This is a genomic window from Eubacterium ruminantium (genome assembly GCF_900167085.1).
Lineage (GTDB): Bacteria > Bacillota > Clostridia > Lachnospirales > Lachnospiraceae > Eubacterium_Q > Eubacterium_Q ruminantium.
This window is the reverse complement of sequence record NZ_FUXA01000004.1, coordinates 122,068-145,957: the sequence shown is the minus strand read 5'-3', so window position 1 is coordinate 145,957 and position 23,890 is coordinate 122,068. Positions and strand designations below refer to the sequence as shown.

The 23,890-nt window shown below is 37.3% G+C and carries 20 protein-coding genes; 4 read left to right on the top strand and 16 right to left on the bottom strand.

What is annotated here, in order from left to right; all coding sequences use genetic code 11:
- Positions 1-57: 57 nt before the first annotated feature.
- From B5D25_RS02085 to murJ, 4 genes are all read right to left on the bottom strand, one after another.
- Positions 58-1,293 (bottom strand): metallophosphoesterase, encoded by a 1,236-nt coding sequence (locus B5D25_RS02085; RefSeq protein WP_078786096.1) that lies wholly within the window; start codon positions 1,291-1,293, stop codon positions 58-60.
- A 367-nt stretch (positions 1,294-1,660) separates the two neighbouring features.
- On the bottom strand, positions 1,661-2,650 hold the full coding sequence (locus B5D25_RS02080; protein ID WP_078786095.1) for a sugar-transfer associated ATP-grasp domain-containing protein: 990 nt from the start codon (positions 2,648-2,650) through the stop codon (positions 1,661-1,663).
- 40 nt (positions 2,651-2,690) lie between these two features.
- Complete coding sequence (locus B5D25_RS02075; RefSeq protein ID WP_242870162.1) at positions 2,691-3,119, bottom strand: GNAT family N-acetyltransferase; 429 nt, start codon at positions 3,117-3,119, stop codon at positions 2,691-2,693.
- Positions 3,120-3,149: 30 nt separating this feature from the next.
- Positions 3,150-4,733 carry a murein biosynthesis integral membrane protein MurJ gene (gene murJ / locus B5D25_RS02070; protein ID WP_078786094.1) on the bottom strand — a complete coding sequence of 528 codons (1,584 nt, stop codon included), beginning with the start codon at positions 4,731-4,733 and terminating at the stop codon, positions 3,150-3,152.
- Positions 4,734-4,884: 151 nt separating this feature from the next.
- Here murJ and B5D25_RS02065 point away from each other — a divergent pair, with 151 nt between their 5' ends.
- The 3 genes from B5D25_RS02065 to B5D25_RS02055 are packed head-to-tail and all read left to right on the top strand — an operon-like array spanning position 4,885 to position 9,579.
- Positions 4,885-7,263 (top strand): endonuclease MutS2, encoded by a 2,379-nt coding sequence (locus B5D25_RS02065; protein WP_078786093.1) that lies wholly within the window; start codon positions 4,885-4,887, stop codon positions 7,261-7,263.
- Between the two features lie 14 nt (positions 7,264-7,277).
- Entirely contained in the window at positions 7,278-8,012 is a 735-nt protein-coding gene (locus B5D25_RS02060) for a response regulator transcription factor (RefSeq protein WP_078786092.1), read from the top strand.
- 1 nt (position 8,013) lies between these two features.
- Entirely contained in the window at positions 8,014-9,579 is a 1,566-nt protein-coding gene (locus B5D25_RS02055) for a HAMP domain-containing sensor histidine kinase (protein ID WP_078786091.1), read from the top strand.
- 10 nt (positions 9,580-9,589) lie between these two features.
- Here B5D25_RS02055 and B5D25_RS13275 read toward each other — a convergent pair whose 3' ends face one another.
- From B5D25_RS13275 to B5D25_RS02010, 10 genes are all read right to left on the bottom strand, one after another.
- Positions 9,590-9,781, bottom strand: a complete 192-nt coding sequence (locus B5D25_RS13275) for a hypothetical protein (protein WP_423230076.1) — start codon at positions 9,779-9,781, stop codon at positions 9,590-9,592.
- A gap of 10 nt (positions 9,782-9,791) precedes the next feature.
- Positions 9,792-9,974, bottom strand: coding sequence for a hypothetical protein (locus tag B5D25_RS02050; RefSeq protein WP_078786090.1), 183 nt, complete (start codon positions 9,972-9,974; stop codon positions 9,792-9,794).
- Between the two features lie 36 nt (positions 9,975-10,010).
- On the bottom strand, positions 10,011-11,177 hold the full coding sequence (locus B5D25_RS02045) for a pyridoxal phosphate-dependent aminotransferase (protein WP_078786089.1): 1,167 nt from the start codon (positions 11,175-11,177) through the stop codon (positions 10,011-10,013).
- On the bottom strand, positions 11,174-11,677 hold the full coding sequence (locus tag B5D25_RS02040; RefSeq protein ID WP_479723621.1) for an Lrp/AsnC family transcriptional regulator: 504 nt from the start codon (positions 11,675-11,677) through the stop codon (positions 11,174-11,176). Before B5D25_RS02040 ends, B5D25_RS02045 begins: the two co-directional genes overlap by 4 nt.
- 326 nt (positions 11,678-12,003) lie before the next feature.
- Positions 12,004-13,068, bottom strand: a complete 1,065-nt coding sequence (locus B5D25_RS02035) for an AIR synthase related protein (RefSeq protein ID WP_078786088.1) — start codon at positions 13,066-13,068, stop codon at positions 12,004-12,006.
- A 296-nt stretch (positions 13,069-13,364) separates the two neighbouring features.
- Complete coding sequence (gene nth, locus B5D25_RS02030) at positions 13,365-13,994, bottom strand: endonuclease III (protein WP_078786087.1); 630 nt, start codon at positions 13,992-13,994, stop codon at positions 13,365-13,367.
- 29 nt (positions 13,995-14,023) lie between these two features.
- Complete coding sequence (locus B5D25_RS02025) at positions 14,024-15,337, bottom strand: ATP-binding protein (protein WP_078786086.1); 1,314 nt, start codon at positions 15,335-15,337, stop codon at positions 14,024-14,026.
- A gap of 53 nt (positions 15,338-15,390) precedes the next feature.
- Positions 15,391-17,037 (bottom strand): ATP-binding cassette domain-containing protein, encoded by a 1,647-nt coding sequence (locus B5D25_RS02020; RefSeq protein WP_078786241.1) that lies wholly within the window; start codon positions 17,035-17,037, stop codon positions 15,391-15,393.
- Between the two features lie 404 nt (positions 17,038-17,441).
- Positions 17,442-17,696: a hypothetical protein gene (locus B5D25_RS02015; protein WP_078786085.1), complete on the bottom strand. Its 255-nt coding sequence runs from the start codon at positions 17,694-17,696 to the stop codon at positions 17,442-17,444.
- 498 nt (positions 17,697-18,194) lie between these two features.
- Complete coding sequence (locus B5D25_RS02010; RefSeq protein WP_078786084.1) at positions 18,195-19,925, bottom strand: ABC transporter ATP-binding protein; 1,731 nt, start codon at positions 19,923-19,925, stop codon at positions 18,195-18,197.
- A gap of 217 nt (positions 19,926-20,142) precedes the next feature.
- On the opposite strand from B5D25_RS02010, the gene B5D25_RS02005 reads away from it, so the two are divergent.
- A complete protein-coding gene (locus tag B5D25_RS02005) occupies positions 20,143-21,066 on the top strand; it encodes an AEC family transporter (RefSeq protein WP_078786083.1) in 924 nt (307 codons plus the stop codon).
- A 19-nt stretch (positions 21,067-21,085) separates the two neighbouring features.
- Here B5D25_RS02005 and B5D25_RS02000 read toward each other — a convergent pair whose 3' ends face one another.
- The gene (locus B5D25_RS02000; RefSeq protein ID WP_078786082.1) at positions 21,086-22,465 is read right to left on the bottom strand and encodes an MATE family efflux transporter; all 1,380 of its coding nucleotides are present in this window, start codon (positions 22,463-22,465) and stop codon (positions 21,086-21,088) included.
- Between the two features lie 350 nt (positions 22,466-22,815).
- A complete protein-coding gene (locus B5D25_RS01995) occupies positions 22,816-23,889 on the bottom strand; it encodes an FtsX-like permease family protein (RefSeq protein ID WP_078786081.1) in 1,074 nt (357 codons plus the stop codon).
- Position 23,890: the final 1 nt, after the last annotated feature.

Here is a 23,890-nt window from a genome sequence, read left to right as displayed (position 1 = left end):
TATTCTTTGGTAATATACTAGTCTTACCGGAAAATAATTGCGTGTACATTCCGGCCTTTATTTTCCTTCAATAGTTATAATACCATATTCAGCTATGGTTCCTGTCTTAAATTTTATCTCCCAGTCTGAAATCCCGGAATTAACTATAAATGTTGTCTTTCCTCTTTTTTCCAGACCGTATGTCTTATCATTCGCCTTGAAAAGCTTTTCTCCGATAATTCCGATAGGAAACATCTGTCCACCGTGAGTATGACCGGAAAGTACAAGATCGACCTCCGCAGCTTCTTCATTATCATAATCATTCGGCTGATGATCCAGCACTATTATATATTTATCCTTATCGAGATTTTTCACGATATCTTTTATTTCCATCCTGTTTTCGACACTCGCATCCTGTCTTCCCACAAGATAAAATCTATCTTCGATAAGCACAGCTTCGTCCTGAAGAATATAAACATTATTCTTCTCGAGCTCTCGAACCAAGTCACTCACACTAAAATCTCTGCTGTTATAATATCCTTTATCATGATTTCCATAAATGAAATAAACACCGTATTTTGCCTTAAAATCTCCTAGCGCCTTGCAGGAAATCTCCATATCCTTCCTTGTGGTTCCATCATCAACAAAGTCTCCTGTTATAACAAGAATATCAGGGTTCTTTTTCTGGATTCTTTCAAGACGTTTCTTAAATCCATTTCCATCGAATGTTGCACCTACATGAGAATCCGAAACCTGAGCGATCACAAGCTTTCCACCGATATCCTTATCAGATCTGAGATTATAGTCTGTTTCATAAAGATGGTGGGCGAAATAATATCCTATCGTAAGATAAATGCACGTTACCGCGAAAGCTATAAGGCCCGGCCAATATACTTTCTTATCGCTTGCCGGCTCACTCGCCGATTTACTCACCACTTCACTTACTGCTGCCGTCTCACTTGCCTCTTCTCTTACTGCTGTCGCCTCACTTGCCTCTTCTCTTACTGCTGCCGTCTCACTTACTGCTTCATCTTCCTTCTTACCGGCAGAGGTTATCTTTTTTAGAATAAAAGCAACCAGATCTGCTATCATCCATATGATTGCAAGATGGATCAAAACGATTGCCGCATTTACCAGATCAAAAATACCATATATGACAAATCCGACTATAGGAATGAGCCTTATCAGACCGGACATCTTCTTATCTTCTTTAGAGAATTTCTGGACAAACCGGAAATATCTGAATCTTTTAAATATATATATTAATGCTCCTAACATAAGAAACAGGGCAATTCCAAAAATAGCTATCCACATAAAAACTCCTTCTCCCTACATGCAGGTGGCAACTCCCAAATATAAAAAAATGAGCCGCAAATTGCTTCATTTTCTTGAAACTGATACATTTTGATCAGTTACACTTTATATCATATCTCTTAAAATGTCCTGTTTCAATCTAATAATTACAAGGTGTATGAATTTTTGTTTTTTTAAAAAAATAAAAAACGCATGGAATCAGGATGAAGCAAAATATTTATGGTATATGAATTTCTAGTCAAGAAATGACTTTCTGACAAAGAATCCTTATGGATGATATAAAAATCCCCCGGAGCCAAATATCTTTCGTCTTGCCGGATCAAATCCGACTGACTAAGATATTTAGTCCCGGGGGACTTCTTTATGATTATATATCCATATATTTTCTGTAACGAACAAGGCATCCCGGTTTTCCCTTAAGGAAACGGCCTCTAGGTTCAAATACACCCGGAATATTGTTACCCTCTACTATAACAGGGCCATCTTCTGTAACAGCAACATCCCATCCGATATATTTCATCTCAGGAGTGACGGCTGATGCCTTTACTACCATCTTGAATGCTTCCTTAATGAAAGGAACTTTAAATCCTACTATGTCAGTTCCGCTCTGTGGATGAACTTCATAAATCTCGCCATCTGAATTGGTAGCAGGATAAAGAGCCACGCCATCATTATCAAGGAAAGTATAAAGTCCGCCGCCGCTGAAGTTATCAGTTATGGCATTATGTCTTCCCATTTTAAGAACTGCCTGAACGATGTGTCCCTTCTCACCATCGAAGAATGAGAAGATACGCATTGTATTTACGGATTCAGGATGAAGTCTTCCCATTTCCTTATGCTGAACAATAATCTCTTCAACAAGATTCTGTCCCTTATCAAGAAGCTTTTTGTAAAGTTCATTTGCATCTTCAGGTGAAGCTGAAAGCTTTTCTACATCTGCTCCGCCATGTCCGTCTGCAGGCTTTACAATAAACTCAGAATGCTTCTCAATGAATTTCTTTAAATCTTCCTGATCTGCATAACGAAGATCAAGCCAGTCTCTGTGAAGGAATTCATCATAAGTCTTATAGAAAAGGCCCTTATCATCAAAATATTTGTAGAATTCTCTGTTGTTATACTTTGCTATGATCTTATTGTTGATTCCTCGTGAGAGCATAGTCTTACGCTGCTTATGATTAAGCATATAGAAATCATCCCAGTCATAATCATTATATCCTATCTGATAACGAAGACCGCACTGAGCCATATCAAGCAGTATAAGTGCTCTTGGCTTATGAGCTCTTTTTGCAACATTCTTCGATACTCTCATCCAGTTTTTAAAATCAATTCTTCTAATACAGTACAGTAAATAATTCATATTATCACCTGTTTCCTCTCATTATCTCAGCCTCAGCCGATCAGTCAATAAATCCTGCTTCTCTGTAATGATCCGCATCCGGATATATAGCATATGCTGTCTTAAGTCTTGAAAAGCCCCAATGTTCATAAAGCCCGAAATGTTTCGGATGAGTATAAAGGATAACGTTGCATCCTTCAACCTGCTTTAAGATCTCATCAACTATAACTTTGCCAAGACCATTTCCTCTATATTCATCCCGTACGGCAATATTATATATCGCCGCCTGGCAAACGCCATCCGAGATAGCTCTTCCAAGTCCGATGATCTTTCCTTCGGATATAAGATATACAACCGCATAACTATTTAAAAATACTTTTTTCTGCGTCTCGGTATCGAGATCACTCAATCCATGAAAATGAAGTATTTCGGCAACTTCTTCAAAATCAATACCGTCATTATCTGTTTTAATCTCGTAATCTATATTCATTTCCTGTTAAGCTTTCCTCTTAAATTTCTACTAAGCTTTCTTCTTTTTAAACTTCTTCTTCATAAAATCAGTAACTGCCGACACTTCCTGCATGCGAAGTATCAATGCCATTACAGCATAGATGATCGCACCGATAGTTATAAGTATAGCAACATGAGCTATCTGTATCAGCTTTCTGTCAGGAGGCATTACGTCCATAAGATAATTCCTTATCGGAATTAATGCAATGAACATTACGCAGCTTCCGATGAGACTCTTTATAAATGATACAAACATCTCGCGGCCACGCATATTTCCTATTCTTCTCTTAAGGAAGAAACCAAGAAGAGTCATACTGCAAAGACCTGCAACGGAATAAGCGAGTGCCAATCCTTTAGCTTTCCAGAATTTAACAAATATCATACTAAGGATAATATTAAGCGTAAGGATTGTTATGTTGATCCTTACCGGAACCTTAGTTTCATTTATCGCATAAAAACCTCTTGAAAATACAGATCTGCAACAATATCCGACTATACCGATAATGTAGAAGATCATAAGAACAGAAACGGCATGAACATTTTCTTCCGTAAACATTCCCTGTCTGTATAAAGCTCTTATAAGAGGCTCTCTTATAGCCATAAGTCCTGCTGAAGCAGGTATTGTGATGAACATCATGGTTCTCATACTAAGAGAAAGGTCTTTCTTATATTCATCCACCTGTCCCGAAGCGTAATGCTGTGACATTGCAGGGAAAACAGCCAGTGAAATAGTAGCTCCGAAAAGGGTGACCGGAAGCTCTGTAATTGTTGTGGCATTTCCCATAGCGGAAAGAACGCTGTCTCCGAGTCCCGAACCAAAACGTTTTATTACAACCTGATTGATCTGGGTTACGGAAATACCGAGAAGCATCGGCCAGAAAAGTCCGAAGAACTTTCGAACGCCTTCCTGCTTTAGATCAATCTTTGGATAATATCTAAATCCTTCTTTCTTCATAGGCCTGATATGAACAAGAAAGTTCACAAGAGCACCTATAACAACACCTATGGCAAATCCCTCGATACCGAATCCAAAAAATTTCCATAAGAAATATCCTATACCAACCGTACATGATGTATATAAAGCACCACCGACAGATGAAGGAGTGAAATTTCTGTATGACTGACATATACCCTGGGCAACGCCGCATAAACACATGAAAAAGCACTGGAAGAACATAATTCTCGTAAGCTTGACAGCCAGCCAGAATCTGTCACCTGTAAGCTTTGTTATGATCCTCATAAGCTGTGGTGTAAAAATCTCACCGATAAGACACAGACCAAAAGCAAATATGATTGCAAGGTTCATTATGGTACTTGCCATTCTGTATCCCTTATCATCTTCACCATTCGAAATATAAACACTGAATATAGGTATAAATGCAGAACTAAGAGCACCGCCTACCAGCATCATAAATATAAGATCCGGAATAAGAAATGCCGCCTGATAACAGTCCTGATCCGTACCAAGTCCGAAAATAGCATTCATTACCATATTTCGAACTATTCCAAGGAAGCTCGATACAAGGCTTAAAACCGCCATGATAGTAGTGGCCTTAACGAAGCTCTGTCCACGTTGTTTCTTTACTTCTGACATATATTCGATCAACCTTTCAGAATGATTTAAACGTTATTCGATGCACCATTATAACACCAATTTAAAATTTCGTCATTTTATATTTTTCTTTTTCATAAGTATTTAAGAAAAATTAGTACAAAAAATATGTAAATATGGTATTATATTTAACATGAATAAAAGAACTTTAAGAATACTGGAATACAACAAAATACTTAATATGCTTTCTGAATATGCAGCATCTCCGATGGCGAAAAAACGCTGTCTCAGACTCCTTCCGTATAAGGAGCTCGAGAAGATACGCTCACTTCAGGAAGAAACACGTGATGCATCAGAAAGGATCAGAAAAAACGGTAACCTTTCATTCTCCGGACTTACGGATATCGGAGCTTCACTTAAACTGCTTTCCATCAACTCTCCGCTTTCGGCTGCAGAGCTCCTTGGAATCGCTTCAATGCTTGATACAGCTGCCGAAGTGATCAGTTACAGTGAGAAAAGACCTGAAGGCGACGCTCCTATAAGCGACAGTCTTATCAGCTACTTCAGCCTTGTTACCGCATTTCCTGAAATATCATCAGAAATAAAGCGCTGTATCATTTCAACTGATATGATTGCAGATGATGCTTCAAGAGCATTAAAAGAGATACGAAAGAATATTGAGATTTCATATAACAGGATCAGACAGAAGCTTGAAAAACTTATACACTCGGAGGCGGCAAAGGATTATCTTCAGGACTCTCTGATCACAACAAGAAGCGGTCGTTATTGTATACCTGTAAAGTCGGCATACCGTTCAAAGGTTCCCGGCATGATCCACGATCAGTCTCAGACAGGTTCAACATTATTTATCGAGCCGCTTGATGTAGTTAATCTCAATAATGATATAAGAGAGCTTGAAAATGAAGAACATATCGAGATAGAACGTATACTTACCGAACTTTCGGAGCGTTGTGCTTCACATGTTGAAGAGCTTACGGAATGCTTTAAACTTCTTACAGATCTTGATTTTATCTTTGCAAGGGCCAAGTTCAGCAACTCATATGACGGTTCTGAGCCACTCCTCAACGAAGACGGAATCATCGATATCAAGTCCGGCATACATCCTCTTCTGGACAGAAAGACTGCTGTTCCTATCGATCTTAGACTCGGTGAAGACTGCACTCTTCTTATAGTTACCGGACCAAACACCGGTGGTAAGACCGTATCACTTAAGACCCTCGGTCTTCTTACGCTGATGGCTCAGTCAGGACTGCATATTCCTGCAAGATACGGAACAAAGCTTTCTATCTATACTGATATCTTTGCTGATATCGGTGATGAACAAAGTATAGAGCAGAACCTCTCTACATTCTCATCTCATATGAGCAATATTGTATATATACTTAATCATTCGGATGATAAGAGCCTTTGTCTCTTTGATGAGCCGGGTGGCGGAACAGATCCTGTTGAAGGAGCAGCACTTGCAACAGCAATCCTTTCAAATCTCAAGGAAAAAGGAGCAACTGTAATGGCCACAACCCACTACAGTGAGCTGAAGAGCTTTGCTATCGCAACACCCGGAGTTGAAAATGCTTCTTGTGAATTTGACATTTCAACACTTCAGCCAACATATAAACTTCTTATGGGTGTTCCGGGTAAGTCAAATGCATTTGCCATTTCAAAGAAACTCGGTCTTTCGGATGAGATCATCGAAAGAGCCCGTTCGGGAATTGACAAAAATGTTGTCAATGTTGAAGAGCTTATAGCCGATCTTGATAAAGCAAGAAGAGAGGCTGAACGCGATAAAGAAGAGATTGCCAAGAGCCGTCTTGAGATAGAAGATCTTAAGAAGCGCCTTTCCGAACGTGAAAAGGCTGCAAATGAAGACAGACAGCGAATTCTTTCCAAGGCACGCGAAGAAGCAAGGGAAATACTTGAAAATGCCAAGGAAGAAGCTGACAGTGCAATCAGAGATTACAATAAATGGCTTAAAAATCCTACATCTGCAGATGCAAGGAGTATGGAGAAGCTTCGTACCAACTTAAGAGAGAAAGCAGAAAAACTTTCAAACGGCAAGAAGGAAACATCCGGCAAGGTTACTTCCGGACATAAAGCGAAGGATTTCCATATCGGAGATACTGTAAAAGTTATAAGCCTTGATACTGAGGGACATATCCTCGAACTTCCGGATCAGAAAGGTACCGCCCTTGTTGGTATGGGTATCCTCAGCTCCCGTCTTCCTATCTCTGACCTCATAATCATTGATGATGTCAAAGAAGAAAAGGCAGGCAAGAAAGTTGCCGGAAATCATAATTTCAACAAATCCTACAGTTTCAAACCTGAGATTAATCTTCTTGGAAAAACCGTAGATGAAGCTGTAGCTGAACTCGATAAATTCCTGGATGATGCAATGCTTTCACATGCTGAAAATGTTCGTATTGTCCACGGTAAAGGAACCGGAGCCCTCAGAAAGGGTATCCACGACCACCTGAAACGCCTCTCTTACGTAAAGAGCTTCCGACTCGGTGAATTCGGTGAAGGCGATGCCGGTGTAACCATCGTATCATTTTAACAAACAGGGGGTGCATGATGATTAAACAAAAAATACTTATAGTCGATGATGATGAAAATATAGCAGAACTTATCTCACTCTATCTTATGAAAGAATGTTTTGATACAGATATAGCAAATGATGGCGAGACTGCGCTTGAAAAAGTAAAATCTTTCAAGCCCGATCTTATACTTCTTGATCTCATGCTTCCGGGCATCGATGGATATGAGGTCTGCCAGAGGATAAGAAAAACTCTCAGCACACCTATTATCATGCTTTCAGCTAAGGGTGAAGTATTTGATAAAGTTCTCGGTCTTAAGATGGGGGCCGACGACTATATCATGAAACCATTTGATTCCAATGAGCTTGTTGCGCGAGTTCATGCGGTATTAAGACGTTCTGCAACTATAAGTAAGGACGAACCTGCCTCAGAAGATAAGCCTATCGGCAAGGCCAATTATGATCATGACGGCGAATATGTTGAATATGATAACCTGATCATAAACATATCTCATTATACAGTTACACTTGAAGGCCATCATGTTGAAATGCCGCCTAAAGAACTTGAGCTTCTTTACTTTATGGCCAGTCGTCCAAACCAGGTATTTACCCGTGAGCAGCTTCTTAACCAGCTTTGGGGTTATGAATTCATGGGCGATACAAGAACCGTTGATGTTCATGTTAAAAGACTTCGTGAAAAATTATCTGATAAGTATAACTGGACAATTGCTACAGTATGGCGTATAGGATATAAATTTGAGGTAAGATAATATGAAACATTCGATTTTTGATAGGATATATTTATCATTCCTGCTTATACTTATATTCTCTTTCGGAATACTTATTACATTTACAACTATTTCAACCAAAAGAACTCTTACTTCCGAAAAAGAACATACAATGTATAAGGAAGGCGAATTTATAATTAACAATTTCATCCAGAGTTATCTCAACGGACAGATTACAGATGAACAGCTGACATATGATTTCCACATTTTTGCCAATACATTTAACTCAGATATCTGGTATGTAGACAAAAGCGGAATCATAGTTTCTTCATCTGATAGTAATCTGCGAGACAAGCTTCCGGCAGGTATCTTCATGATATCCGGAACCTTCCAGTTGAAGAATAAACATACTGAAACAGGTAACTTTTATAATGTATTTTCACAGGACATGATAACTGTAAATATACCGATGTATACGAACACTGTCCCTTCCGATGGCGAGGATTCAACAGTTAATGAAGTGCAGACCAGAAATGAACCTGCATTCGCAGGAACACTTCTTATACATACACCTGCAACTCAGGTAAATACTCTTCTCAGAAGTATCTTCAGTATTGTTTATCTGCCATGTCTTATAATTATTGTTATTGCCTTTACATTTATACAGATCATTTCCAAAAAGGTCATGTCACCTGTAAAGAAACTCTCGGCTGTAGCCACTGAGTATTCAAAAGGTAATTTCGATACAAAAACAGAGATCAAGTCCGATGATGAAATTGGCCAGCTTGCGCAGTCGATGGAATATATGGCTGAAGAATTATCAAAACTCGAAGATTACAGACGTGACTTTATTTCAAATATTTCCCACGATTTCCGTTCTCCTCTTACATCTATCAAAGGATATGTAGAGGCTATAAAGGACGGTACTATCCCGGTTGACAAGCAGGACAGATATCTCAATATCATCCTTAACGAGACTCAGCGACTCACAAAGCTGACAACCGGTCTTCTGGAGCTTAGTAAATTGGAGAAATACGGTCCATATCTTAAGCTTTCGGATTTCGATCTTATTGATATCATTAAACCTACACTCAATACATTTGAAATGAAATGTATTGATAAGAATATAGCAATCTATCTTAACAACCATGTTGAGAATACGCTTGTAACTGCTGATAAATCAAAGATTCAGCAGGTTATTTACAATCTTATAGACAATGCCATTAAGTTCACTCCTTCAGGCAAGAAGATAACTGTTACCATCACAGACAAGAAAGAAAAGATATTCGTATCAGTTAAAGATGAAGGTGTGGGAATGGACGAAAAGACTCAGAAGAGAATTTTCGACAGATTCTATAAAGGCGATCCTTCAAGAGGTAAGGATAAGCAGGGAACCGGTCTCGGTCTTGCTATCACCAAAGAAGTTATTAAAGCACATAATGAAAATATTGATGTAGTCAGTACGGAAGGTGAAGGTTCAGTATTCACATTCTCACTTACCAAGAAACATATAAAGGGAACAACAGATACTCTGTCTCCTCAAAATGTTTCAGCGATACTGTCTTCAACAAAAAATCTTAAAACAGATAAGAAAAAGGAAAATGATTGAGGCAAAAACCTCAATCATTTTCCTTTTTAATTATTCGGATTACTCTTAGCCTGTGGGATATATTTCCGATGGTCGCATTCTCTCTTCCTCTTCCAAGAGGACTCCATGCCATCGGTACTATATCATTTTTCTTACAGTACTCCGTTGCTGCTTCCTGTGAATAACCCGGATGAAGTTCAAGCTGGTCAACAACCGGCTTAATCTCTGCATTTTCAAGAATATTCTTTAACTAAAGGTCTCTCTGTCTCATAAAGAGAAGCTGTATCAAAAAATCTGTATCCACAATCAATTGCCTGAAGTATTGCCTCCTTATTGTCAGCAAATTCTTCATTGTAAGTTCCAAATCCGATCTTCGGTATCTTAGAACCATCATTTAAAGTAAAAAATTCATTCATTTTGTAATCCCCAAAAACATAAAATAAAACTCTTTTTTACGCATTTAACTCACTGATAAAATGCTCAATACGTGATATAGCTTCACGTAATTCATCTATTGAATATGCGTAAGAGATTCTTACAAATCCCTCGCCGCACTCTCCGAATGCAGAGCCCGGAACAACCGCAAGTTTCTCCTTCCTCAGAAGTTCTGTACAAAACTCTTCACTGCTCATACCGAATTTACTGATAGACGGAAATACATAAAATGCTCCGTGCGGCTCAAAACAAGGAAGTCCCATAACTTCGAACTGCTTCAAAAGGAACTTTCTTCTCTTATCATAAGACTCACGCATATTTGCTATATCTTTGTCGCCTTCTTTGATTGCATTTATCGCAGCATACTGGCTTGTTGTAGGTGCACACATGATTGCGAACTGATGAATCTTAGTCATCTGAACTGCGATCATTTCAGGTGCAAGTGCATACCCAAGTCTCCATCCTGTCATTGCATATGCTTTTGAAAAACCATTTACAACTATAGTTCTCTCTGCCATTCCCGGAAGAGCCGCTATAGAAAAATGTCCTTCGTCACCATATGTAAGTTCAGAATAAATCTCATCAGAAATGACGATTATATCCTTTTCAACCGCAAGTTTTGCTATCGGAATAAGTTCTTCCTTAGTCATGATAGCCCCTGTAGGGTTGTTAGGATATGACAGAATAAGTACCTTTGTCTTATCTGTAATTGCTGCACTTAACTCTTCTGCAGTAAGCTTGAATTCATTTTCATTTTTAAGATTTATGATAACCGGTTTTCCGCCGGCAAGAAGAGTACAAGGTACATATGAAACATAACTCGGCTCAGGTATAATGACTTCATCTCCGGGATTTATAAGTGCCCTGAGAGCAACATCTATACCTTCACTTCCACCTACCGTAATAAGGCATTCCTTCTTAGGATCGTAATTACATCCGTATTTTTTCTTATACCAGTTACAAATTTCCGATCTAAGCTCGATGAGGCCTGAATTTGAGGTATAAAAAGTTCTACCCTTCTCGAGTGAATATATTCCTTCATCACAAATATGCCATGGTGTATCAAAGTCAGGTTCACCGACTCCAAGCGAGATAGCATCAGGCATTTCACTAACTATATCGAAAAATTTTCTGATTCCCGAAGGTTTAAGTTCAGTTACCACTTTACTTAGAGGATTTCTCATAACAGTACCTGTATCCTTTCATCAACATCTTTATCAGATTTAAATATTACATTATGCTCTTTATATTTCTTGAGCACAAAAAATGTTGCAGTAGAAACCACCGAATCCATCGGTGCAATCTTGTCATAAACAAAATGAGCTATATCCTTCATGCTTTCGCCTTCAATTATAAGGATAAGATCATGTGATGCTCCGGACATAAGATATACCGAACTGACTTCATCGAACTTGCTGATCCTTTCAGCTATTCTGTCAAAACCTTCACCTCTGATAGGCGCGATCTTAACTCCGATCTGTGCAGTCACTCTCTCATCATTTTCATATTTATCCCAGTTGATCATCGTATGATATCCACCAATGATACCGGATTTTTCCATTTCCTGAATCTTTTCTTTTACTATATCTTCCTCTGTTCCGAGCATGGCAGCTATATCTTTCGCCGATAATCTGCTGTCTTTCTCAAGAATATTCAGTATACTACCTCTTATATCTTCACTCATTTTGCTGCCTCCTTAATCTTTTAGCCCACTACATTTATCTTCCGATTTATAATTGCATAATTTATTTCTATGTCATAAATCCTATGTAACTCCGGATTCTATAAACACCTGAATCCTGTGTAGTCCGTTTCATATAAACACTTGAATCCTGTGTAGCCCGTTTCATATAAACACCTGAATCCTGTGTAGCCTCGTATCTTATAAACACTTGAATCCTGCGTAGTCCGTTTCATATAAACACTTGAATCCTGTGTAGCCCGTTTCATATAAACACCTGAATCCTGTGTAGCCTCGTATCTTATAAACACTTGAGTTACGGGTTTGTATTAAATAAATATACTGTCTCCGTCAGGAAGATCTATTACTCTGTTGATCTTATATACCTCGGAAGTTATATATCTAAGCTTCTCCTTGGTATATTCACCTGCAGATTTTACTTCCGGATGACAAATACCGGAAATATCATCTCCCGGATTTATTCCTTCTTTTTGATAAAGCATGGCGCTTAGGTTTTTCAGCACTTCCTCCTCATGTTCAGGACTGCATACTGCTATAAGTCCGCCTGTTCCACAAAGAAGATATGGATTAATGCCAAGTGCCTCTGATATCTCTATGGTTTTCTGATCGATAGGAATATTTTCATGTATCACTTTTACTCCGAGACTCGCTCTATCAGTAGACTGATATATGGCTGTATAAATACCGCCAAATGAAATATCATGAACATATTTCGCACCGCTGCCATATGCTGCAGCAGAAAGAGAAGAAATATCAAAATATTCTTTATCTTTTATGATTGCTTCATCAAGATAACTCTCCGGAAGTTTTCCGGATAATCTGTCTCTATGTTCAGTCACAAGATTTGACGCGCCGTAACTTCCTGCATTTCTGCAAATGATCAATCTGTCGCCGGCCTTTATCTTATCGGTTTCATAAACCTTTTTGCCGATGACTCTGACTGATACAGTAACAGCATCATCTTTTAAGGCTCCTGATATTTTCGTATCACCACCGATTATGGATATGCCTTTTTCCGCTGCATAAACAACGATATCATGCATCATTTTTCTGATGCATCCTTCTCTTTTAGAAGCCCCAAGAGTTACGGTTATCTCGGCTGTTACAGGACTTCCTCCTGATGCATATATATTATTGCAGGCTCTTATAAATGCCATATCCATGACACTTATTTCCGTTTTATCTGTCGCACCGGAGCCAATCTCAAAACTGTCTGCATATCCGCTTGCTGTAAGGATTTCATTATCATCAATCTTTATAAGCGACGCATCATTTCCGATGGCTGCTCCATTTATGACTACATCCTTATCTCTACGAACATGTTTCAATACACTTCTTTTTAATACGAGTTCCGAAATACTTCCTTTATTCATAACTTCTCCCGGCCCGATTCTTATCCTATCTACCTGCTATAAGCATTCCGATTATCATTCCGGCAATAAGAAGTATGCATATTGCAGCTGCTATCATTCTCTTCTTCTTACTTCCCTTTTTACTGAAATCTATCATTTTAAATTCTCCTTTCAAAAAAACCTTGTCATTCTTTATCACAAGATTCGTTACACTCTTTTTTGTTCCGATTTTATCCCAAAAATCATTTACGCTCTTCGTAATAATCGATGCTTAGAATTATACATTTATCTTTTATAAGTGTCAAAAATATGTTGCATTACTTTGCCGATTTACATACATCACGAAGAGTGCAATTATCACAATCCGGACGTCTTGCTATACATACTTTTCTTCCGTGAGCTATAACCTGGAAATTATAAAGAATCCACTGCTCTTTCGGGATGATCTTCATAAGGTCGAATTCAACCTTGACCGGATCGTCATTTGAGGTAAGTCCCAGCAATTTTGATACTCTTTTCACATGGGTATCAACAACTATACTTGGTTCATTATAAATATTTCCTCTGATAACGTTGGCTGTCTTTCTTCCCACTCCCGGAAGCTCCACCAACTTATCTATATCCGAAGGAACCTCTCCGTCATACTCCTCCATCAGGACCTTGGCACAGGCTATGATATTCTTCGCCTTATTCTTATAAAATCCTGTGGAATAAATATCTTTCATAAGTTCATTCTCATCAGCCTCAGCAAAGCTTTTAACCGAAGGATATTTCTTATAAAGATCCTTCGTCACCATATTCACTCTTTCATCTGTACACTGTGCAGACAAAATGGTTGCAAAAAGAAGCTGCCACGGTGTCTCATAATGAAGATAGCAATATAAATCCGTGCCATATTCCTTATTCAGTTTTTCCACTACAGCTGCCGCTCTTTCCTTCTTTGTCATCTTGTCTTCCTTTTCGATGTCATTTGAAATTACTGCTCGTGAATCGCAGTTCCCACCATATAATCAATAAACTGCTGGGCTGTTCTTCCCGAAAGGCCGCCATGCATCATTTCCCATTTATTTGCTTCAGCAAGAAGTTTTGCCTCATCAATATCAAGATCCGGATTTCTCTCAGCAAGCTTTTTAACTATTTCGAAGAACTCCTTCTGGTTAGGCTTACTGTAATTAATAGTTACACCGAATCTATCAACAAGGGAAAGTTTCTCCTGCATTGTATCCGAATGATGCTTATCCATATCATAATCATTCTGATCATTCCATGTTTCTTTGATAAGATGTCTTCTGTTTGAAGTCGCATAGATAAGAACATTATCCGGCTTCTCTTCAAGACCGCCTTCTATAACAGCCTTTAAATATTTATACTCTGTCTCAAAATCCTCAAATGAAAGATCATCCATATAGATTATGAATTTATAATTTCTATTCTTTACCTCTGAAATGACAGCTGCCAATTCACCAAGCTGATGCTTAAATATCTCGATCATTCTAAGACCGCTGCTGTAATATTCATTTATTATAGCCTTGATACTTGTAGACTTTCCTGTTCCTCTGTCACCGTAAAGAAGGCAGTTATTGGCCTTTCTTCCCATAACAAAAGCTTCAGTGTTATCACGAAGTTTTTTCTTCTGTATCTCATATCCCACAAGCTTATCAAGAGATGCCTCGTCCGAATTTTTGATAGCTGTAAACTCAAGTCTACCCCTTCTGTCTCTATTTACTCGGAATGCCTTGTTAAGACCGAACATTCCCACGCCATGATCTTTATAGAAGGAAGTGATTATATCAAATATTTCATTTTCATCCTTTGAAGAAGCTATACCATCGCTTATTCTTCGAACATATTTGCTTACATTTCTGTTATAAAGCTGCTCTCTTTTCTCGATTGACTTGTAATCCGTGATGACAGAAAAGCAATCAATGCCCAGCTCCTTTTCAAGCTCGCTGAAATCATATTCCGATATTTCCTTAAATATCTTCATATCATTTTTTGCAAATTCATTTACACTTCCGTCACTTGCGCCTGAACGTTCACATGTCAAAGAAAATGGATTTTCATTCATGATGATATAAAATGCAATATAATCTCTCCAAAGATTCTTATCGAAACCGAAGCTTGTTGCCACTTCAAGCAGATTTCTTATCTCCTGATAAATGCGGCTCACGGTTTCTTCTTTATCTATACAATTATTCTTATAATCATATATGATCCTTGAAACATTATATAAAATACTATTTTCACCTGCGTCTCTATACATAACAAGTTTAGCAAGTTTCTTATACATCTTATTACCTTCCTTCTATATAAATAAGTCATAAACTGTCTTTATAGAGTATATCATAAACCTTCTGTTGTTGATACCTCCGAGATAAACTTCACAGTACCATCTGATATTTTTAATTCAGTTGTCGCAAGTTTACTTCCGAAATACTTATCATGCTCGACAATGATCATTGTAGGCTTATATCTTTCTATCAGTTTTTCAAGCTGCATTCTCGAAAAAACATCAATATAGTTAAGGGGCTCATCCCAAATATAAATATGTGCCGGAGTAATAAGGCTTGTAGCTATAAGCACTTTCTTTTTCTGTCCCTCAGAAAACTCACTTATGTCTTTTTCGAACTGAACTGCATTTAGATCAAGCTTTCTAAGCAATGTAAGTAATAGCGTATAATCTACCCCTTCATTTAGCGCGTAATCTTTAAGCTTTCCTTTTATCCTTGAAGTATCCTGATTGATATATGATACCGTAAGATCCGAAGCCAGATACATCTCCCCGGATATCTTTATATTCTCAGCACTCGCCTCTTCTTTACCAAGTTTTTTAAGTATGGCTTTTATAAGACTTGATTTGCCGCAGCCATTTTGCCCTGAAATAAACATACGGTCTCCGCGATTAAGTTTAAATGAAATGCCGCTTATCACATCGACTTTATCCCCGGAATCTCTGTTGGTTCCATCGCTCCTGCTATCCGAACATTCGCTGCTCACTTCGACTCTGCTGTCGGAATATCCGATGCTTACATCCTTGCACACAATAAGCGTATCTTTATAATGAGTAAGCGGATTGATCTTCAGCTCGCATATGCTTTCAATATCGGCCAAAAGCCCTTCTTTCTCATCTATTTCTTTTTGAATCCTGTTCTGAACGCTTTTTACTCTTGACTGCATTTTCTTTGTCTTCGCACCGATGTAAGATCTGGTGCTTATACATCTTTCAGGCTCTTTTAATGGATCAAATCCGATCTTGGTACTTTCATTTTTAATAGCCCATCTGGACATTCTGTCAGCTGCTATTTTAAGTTTGACTATCTCTTTTTTGTGCTTTTCATTTTCAGCTAATTTAAAAGCATCTGTTTTTTCTTTATTCTCCAGCCAGCTGCTGAAATTACCTGTCTGAACTTCTATGGACGAACGGTTCAGTACAAGCACATGATCGACACATTCATCAAGCAGATCTCTGTCATGGGATACAAGTATAAATCCCTTCTTTCGCGCCAGATAATCCTTTATAATATCGCGCCCGGTTATATCAACATGATTTGTCGGTTCGTCGATCAAAAGAAAATCATTATCTCCCGAGAAAAGAACCGAAAGCATAACCTTTGTGCGTTCACCGTGACTTAATGTAATAAATGGTCTATAAAGTATCTCACTGTCCAGCTTTAATTCAGACAGTTCAATCATAACTCTCCAGAACTCCACACCCGGTTTCCATTTATCCATAAGATCGATTGCCGTAATCTCTTTATCATCCTTATCAAATGTATAAGGAAAATAATCAAATTCGACACTCTTGGATATAGCCCCCTCATATTCCAGTTCACCTTGAAGAATCTTCAGAAATGTTGTCTTTCCTTTTCCATTTCTTCCTACGAATCCTAACTTCCAATCCGTATCAACCAAAAATGATACATTATCAAATATATTATCGAAACTACCTTCATAGCAAAATGTTAGATTTGAAACTTTTATTAATGACATATAATCTTCTCCCTTCCGATAAGCAGGATGGATCATGCACAGGTAATCATCATGTTCTGTTTCACCAAAAAGTTTCATATAGAACAGCGATTTCTGCTTTATCAAAAACATAATTACATATAAAGCAAAAATGCTACGGAAAAAATCCGTAGCATTAATAACCGAAATAAAGAGTCTTAATTAAGCTCTTATCACAATATATAATAAACGCAATGAATTTTCCTGCTATATCCATCCAAAAATAAGCATAATTATCCTAATGCTATTAATGGGTATCTTAAATTATTAGCAAGAAAATCTCTTCATTGGTATCCTCCGTTACTTTATTTTTTTTGATTGTATAATACAATTTCACTTATTGTCAACTAAAAAAGATGCGCCGCCAAAACACATCTTTTTTAAAGTTACTGAGCCAGGCCCTCGAACTCCTGTCTCATCTTGATTCTCTTTCGTTCTTCAATCATATCTACTTCTTCAGGAGACAAAAACCTAAGAGGTTTTTTCTTTTTCTTCTCCTCAACAACGACTTTGGATTTTGAATTACCTACTAATTCCAACAAATCCTGGTTGATGGAAACCTGAGTTTTTTTTGCGTTCTGCTCTCTTTCCATCTGTGCCTTAATTGTAGCAATCAATGTTGCCTTCTCATTATTTGCCACGTGAAACTTACCTCCTAAACATAAAGCCCTTATGCATATGAAATGCATTTGATAACCGAACTATCGTTCAATAAATACTTTATCACCTTCAATACTTTGTTTTTTCCGACTCTCTCTTAAAAAACTTTAACCTCACTACATAAATAAATATGCAAGATCATAAACTCACGCCCCGTTTATGACTCTTGGAATATGATAATACATACGATATGCATAAATCAACAAATCTAATTTGTGCATTTTGACGAATAATTTTGGCTATATTTAATTCTAAATAAATTATTAACATTCATTTCAACCGGTACCGATTTCTGCTTTTCCCTATATTTTTCGCGGATTTTCGGCTATTTTCGACAAATAAAAAAGGATCAATGCAATATGAAGATTTACACATTGATCCTGTTTCATTAATAAAATCTTAACATTTGTTTTTAGGCCTTCAAACCCTGCAAATCACTCATTTTTTCGGTCTTTTTCGTTATAACAGGCGTTATAATTCTATTTTGTCCATTTGTATAACTGAGCATAAAGACCGTCCTTCTTCATAAGTTCATCATGAGTACCGCTTTCTTCTATTCCATTTTCGGATAGAACAAGTATCCTTTCAGCATTTTTAATCGTTGAAAGTCTATGTGCTATAACAAATGTTGTTCTGTTGGAAGCCAGTCTTTCCAAGGATTCTTTGACTATATTTTCACTTTCATTATCAAGAGCACTTGTTGCTTCATCAAATATAAGAATCGGAGGATTCTTCAAAAATACTCTTGCAATAGACAGTCTCTGCTTTTGTCCTCCGGAAAGCTTAACTCCTCTTTGTCCGATATCGGTATCATATCCATTCGGAAGTTCCATGATAAAATCATGAGCATTTGCCAGCTTCGCAGCCTCTATAACTTCCTCTCTCGTAGCCCCGGGCTTACCATATCTTATATTGTCATATACGGTTCCCGAGAAAAGATAAACATCCTGCTGAACTATACCTATATTCTCCCTGAGGCTCTGAAGAGTTACATCTCTTACATCTTTTCCGTCTATCTTTATGCTTCCATTAGTAACATCATAAAATCTTGGTATAAGGCTGCAGAGAGTCGTCTTTCCACCTCCCGACGAACCTACAAGAGCAACATACGAACCTGCTTTTACATCCAGATTTATGTGTCTTAAAACTCTATGTTCTGTATCTTTATATTTAAATGATACGTCATCAAAAACTATATCTCCTCTTACATCCTTAAGAGGTACCGCATTCTTACTGTCTTTGACATCCGGCTCAATAGCCATGATCTGCATAAATCTTTCAAAGCCCGAATATCCATTCTGAAACTGCTCCGTGAAATCGATCAGGGTTCTTATCGGATCAGTGAAAATATTGATATAAAGCAGAAATGCCACAAAATCCGAAACATCTACTTTATTCTTCGCAATAAGTACACCACCGCTCATAATTACAACTACATTTATGAGCATCGTAAATGCTTTCATTCCCGAATGAAAAAGTCCCATATAATAATAGCTCTGCTTCTTGGCCTTCAGGAATCCGTCATTTCCAACCTTGAACTTTTCTCTTTCAATATCTTCATTTGCAAATGATTTTACAACTCTTATTCCCGAAAGGTTATCCTCAATCTGAGTATTTATCTCAGCTATCTGAACCCTGTTTTCCATAAATGCTTTCTTCATTTTCTTATTCAGGAAATAAGAATAGATAAACATAACCGGCACAAGTACAAATGCAGCTATAGTCAGATAACCGCTTATATTCATAAGGATGATAAATGCTCCAAGTATCTTGATAACTGAAATTGCTATATTTTCAGGTCCATGATGAAGAAGCTCGGAAATATCAAAAAGGTCCGATGTGATCCTGCTCATAAGCTGACCGACCTTCTGCTCATCAAAGAATGAAAATGATAATTTCTGATAATGGGCAAATATCTCAGCACGCATGTCATATTCCATTTTCGCTCCCATGACGTGACCGATGTTGATAATATAATAATTCGCAAGACACTGGATCAATGTAAGAGCAATAAGCACTCCGCCGATTATCAGAACTCTTTTGACAGCCTCATTTGAGGACATATTTATAATTTCCGAAGTTATATATCTTACTGCAAGAGGGATCACCAAACTGATAATGGACGCTAAAAATGCAAAGAACATATCCGTAAGGAACGTTCCCATATAAGGTTTATAATACCCTGCCATTTTCTTCAGATTATTCTTCATAGTGCCCTCCTTACTCTTAAGTGATACATTTTAGAGTATAATTTAGAGGGCATTCTGTCAATCGCCTCGTGGTATATAATTTTATGATCGTAGATCCGTTATTGTAAATTGTAATAAGATAAATACCGTTATTGTAAATTGTAATAAGATAAATATTTGTTGGAAAAAATAAAAGATGTGCTATAATACTGATACTTTATGATATGTGAGGAAGAAAATGAGTTCAGAAATAGTTTTGCAGCAGATGGGCGTCATCACCATACTTGTTGCAATAGGAATATATTTATACAAAAGAAAAACCATAGATGACACCGTTTCTCAAAAGCTTTCCGTGATCATCATGGATATTTGCAACCCGGCTCTTATACTTGCGTCAATCTTATCCGGAAATATCACTGCCACACATAAGGACCTCATTACAGCGCTTATTCTCGGCGCTTCATTTTATGCAGGCCTTATTATACTCGGCTTCATACTTCCGAAGATACTTCGATGCGACAAATATAGCAGCAGATTTTATAATCTTATGACCATTTATACCAATGTCGGTTTTATCGGTCTTCCTGTTGCAAGGGCTATACTTCCGGAAAATGCGATCCTTTATGTTATCGTATGTAACGTAATGTACAGCCTTCTTTTCTATACTCACGGACTTGTGGTTCTCAGTAACGGAAAAGAAAAAATGAAATTCAGCAAGATCTTCAGTCCGGGAACGATCACAGCAATCCTTGCCCTGGTTGTATTTTGGTTTGATTATAAACCACCGAGAATCATCAATGACAGTATCAGTTTCATAGGAAATGCAACTGTATTCCTTTCAATGACTCTTCTCGGTGTAAGTATCGCAAGATCTAATTTTATTAAAGGTTTCAAGAATATCCGTATCTGGCTTTATATAGCTATACGAATGATCATAGTACCTATAGGATTATTCTTCGCACTTAAAGCCATGAAATTTAATTCTGTAACTATACTTGGGCTTTGCCTTATGGCTGCAATGCCTGTGGGAAATCTCCCTCTTATACAGTCGGAAAAAATGGGTGAAGACACAGAGATATTATCCAATGCCATTGCAATATCGACAATAGTGTCGATTATTTCCATTACGGTTCTTATGTCTGTATTTTCAGCGAATGTATAAAATGGTTTGTGCCTTTTTATCATACAACGAGATTATTGAGCCATATTTTCTTTTTGATAAGTATATATCCAATAATTACTTTTATAATGTCCATAAGCTGTATTATCAGATATATCGTAAATATCGAAAGGTTTGTCAAATTACATAAAATCAATGCAAGTGTTACAGCTACGGCCCATGTATATCCGCTGTCAAAGAAAAGCGTTATAAGCGTTTTTCCTCCGGATCTCAATGTAAAATATAAAGAATTCAAAAATCCCTGAAGCGGGAAAAATGCCGCGGTTATGATAATGAATCTTGTTCCGTATCTTTTTACTATATCTGTTGTATCATAAGCCTTCGGGAATATACCGGATAGGGAAATAAGAATAGCCGTCAGGATTATACATATAGTCCCGGTAAACCACATAAGTTTAATGGCACTTTTTTCAGCTTCATCATACTGTGAAGCTCCAAGCATCTGTCCGATGATTATACCAACGGCACCTCCCATAGCGATAAATACAACATTCAGAAGGTTGCATATTGCATTTGATATATTCATTCCTGCAATAACTTCAAGTCCTCTAAGTGAGTAGCACTGAGTTAAAACAGCAATTCCTCCGGCCCATGAAAATTCATTTATAAATATCGGAAATCCCTTTTTAATAACTGTAAATGCAACATTCTTCGGAACTTTCAGTGTTCTGTAAATATTCTTAAGGAACTTATGCTTATCGGTTCTTAAATGAGCAGACGTAATGATAACCGTCATTTCAACAAATCTTGCAATTACTGTTGCAACTGCAGCACCCCTTACTCCCATTTTAGGCGCACCGTATTTACCGTAAATAAGTAAATAATTCAGTACAACATCAGTCGCAACGGAGCATATACCTGCTATCATAGGTTTTATACTTTCACCGGTTTCTCTAAGACTTGATGCATAAACCTGCGTGATCGTAAAGAAAATAAATCCTATGATCATTATCCACATATAGCTCATTCCAAAATCGAGAGTTTTCACCTTATCAATCTCTTCGCTATTTCCGTGAAGATACAGATTTATAAGATTTTTTCCAAAGAGTATAAATACTATCGTTCCAAGTATTGTGCATGTCAGTCCTATCCAGAACTTCAATCTGAATATCTTCCTGACTCCGTCAATATCACCCTTACCAAAATACTGAGCACTATAGATGCCCGGTCCGGACAAGCCTCCGAATATAGCAAGATTGAAGACAAATATAAGCTGTCCAACTATGGAAACAGCTGTCATTTGCTCAGTTCCAAGGCTTCCAACCATAAGATTATCAACGAGTCCGACAGCATTGGTTATACCATTCTGTATCATCATCGGAACAGCCAGTATAAGTGCCTTTTTATATATACTGTTTTGATTTTTATTTGCGTACTTCATAACTTTATCACCTAATTCAAATTTCTTACCTTTATTGTCTGTTCAAAATCCTATCGTTTCTACAGAAAATATATCGTTTTTTAACTCTATCGTCCCTGTAAAATCTATCGTTCCCGTTAAAATCCCATAATTTTCCAAACTACTATTGCTGAATAATATAATATAAATATAGTATCAGCATTATCGAGATTAACAAACATCAAAATTTTATTCAATATACTCTCAGTATAAAAATATAAAAATTCTTACATCATTTTTTATAATTCAAATCGGTACGACAAAAAACGGGTCATATCTTTCGAGATACGACCCGGCTTTTCTTATATTATTTATCCTTCACCGTTTTTAATTTAGAATTCCGTAACATCGATCTTGCACATCTTGCGACCTTTGAAAAATATCAGTGGTCCTACAACAAGTACATTTCCTATTATAACTCCAATCACTCCGATGATTGAAAAATACGGCAGATACATTCCCTTTGGTTTGTAGAGCATTTCATTTAATATAAATGACGCAAGGAATATAACTATTGTACCAATTACGATAGCGATAAAATCCATGGTAAGAAGCTCATTCGCCACTTTTCGCCTTATCATTTTCTTTGATATTCCTATCGCACCATAGATGGCGAATTCATAATTTCTCTTAATATACTGTCCCGTAATTACAGAGTTAAGAGTTACAGCTATCATTATTGATATGATAGCCACTACAGCATAAAATATATACTTCACTGAACCTAAAGGTCCTTCAAGTCCATGCTTTACCCCATCTCCTACCGCAATGTTTCTATCACCTATGATATTTCTGACATAATTTCTAAGCTCATCACCTGACATCGTGTCACTCATGATCATCATATTGTACCAGTCGTCAGGATCAGGCTCTTCATAAATGTAAAAGAATACAAAACTATCATCATCTATCAGAGCATCAAGAGTAAAAAGTCCATCCTTAAATGTATCACCGATATTCTTATTAAGATTGTCAGCATACATCCTGCTCATAACCACACTATGATTTTTCAGATTTGTATAATCACATTTGATCCCCAAACGTTCAAATACAACTTTCATATCATCAACACTTTTAAATGAGATGGAAGGTCCTCCCATTTCAAATCCCATAGTTGTTTTCCATAATTCTCCGCCGAAACTATGACCTGACTGTCCAAACACAATTAAATTTTCATCAGCGTTGATTTCATTAACAAAGTCTCTATATTCATCAATATTCGGTGGTACAACTGTGGCAATCGCCATCTTGTCATCATATTCTATTCCTTTGCCCCAGTTCCACCACAGGCTTTCGATATAATTACCCACCATATACATCATGGTAGTCAGTAACATCATAAAGATAATGATTATCGCTCTTCCCTTATTCTTTTTTATATAATATCCTGCTGAAAAAGGCTTCATC

Excerpts from the sequence above, each read along its gene's own strand:
- B5D25_RS02085 (WP_078786096.1), bottom strand. The coding sequence starts at position 1,293 with ATGTGGATAGCTATTTTTGGAATTGCCCTGTTTCTTATGTTAGGAGCA.
- B5D25_RS02080 (WP_078786095.1), bottom strand. The coding sequence starts at position 2,650 with ATGAATTATTTACTGTACTGTATTAGAAGAATTGATTTTAAAAACTGG.
- B5D25_RS02075 (WP_242870162.1), bottom strand. The coding sequence starts at position 3,119 with ATGAATATAGATTACGAGATTAAAACAGATAATGACGGTATTGATTTT.
- murJ (WP_078786094.1), bottom strand. The coding sequence starts at position 4,733 with ATGTCAGAAGTAAAGAAACAACGTGGACAGAGCTTCGTTAAGGCCACT.
- B5D25_RS02065 (WP_078786093.1), top strand. The coding sequence starts at position 4,885 with ATGAATAAAAGAACTTTAAGAATACTGGAATACAACAAAATACTTAAT.
- B5D25_RS02060 (WP_078786092.1), top strand. The coding sequence starts at position 7,278 with ATGATGATTAAACAAAAAATACTTATAGTCGATGATGATGAAAATATA.
- B5D25_RS02055 (WP_078786091.1), top strand. The coding sequence starts at position 8,014 with ATGAAACATTCGATTTTTGATAGGATATATTTATCATTCCTGCTTATA.
- B5D25_RS02050 (WP_078786090.1), bottom strand. The coding sequence starts at position 9,974 with ATGAATGAATTTTTTACTTTAAATGATGGTTCTAAGATACCGAAGATC.
- B5D25_RS02045 (WP_078786089.1), bottom strand. The coding sequence starts at position 11,177 with ATGAGAAATCCTCTAAGTAAAGTGGTAACTGAACTTAAACCTTCGGGA.
- B5D25_RS02040 (WP_479723621.1), bottom strand. The coding sequence starts at position 11,677 with ATGAGTGAAGATATAAGAGGTAGTATACTGAATATTCTTGAGAAAGAC.
- B5D25_RS02035 (WP_078786088.1), bottom strand. The coding sequence starts at position 13,068 with ATGAATAAAGGAAGTATTTCGGAACTCGTATTAAAAAGAAGTGTATTG.
- nth (WP_078786087.1), bottom strand. The coding sequence starts at position 13,994 with ATGACAAAGAAGGAAAGAGCGGCAGCTGTAGTGGAAAAACTGAATAAG.
- B5D25_RS02025 (WP_078786086.1), bottom strand. The coding sequence starts at position 15,337 with ATGTATAAGAAACTTGCTAAACTTGTTATGTATAGAGACGCAGGTGAA.
- B5D25_RS02020 (WP_078786241.1), bottom strand. The coding sequence starts at position 17,037 with ATGTCATTAATAAAAGTTTCAAATCTAACATTTTGCTATGAAGGTAGT.
- B5D25_RS02010 (WP_078786084.1), bottom strand. The coding sequence starts at position 19,925 with ATGAAGAATAATCTGAAGAAAATGGCAGGGTATTATAAACCTTATATG.
- B5D25_RS02005 (WP_078786083.1), top strand. The coding sequence starts at position 20,143 with ATGAGTTCAGAAATAGTTTTGCAGCAGATGGGCGTCATCACCATACTT.
- B5D25_RS02000 (WP_078786082.1), bottom strand. The coding sequence starts at position 22,465 with ATGAAGTACGCAAATAAAAATCAAAACAGTATATATAAAAAGGCACTT.
- B5D25_RS01995 (WP_078786081.1), bottom strand. The coding sequence starts at position 23,889 with ATGAAGCCTTTTTCAGCAGGATATTATATAAAAAAGAATAAGGGAAGA.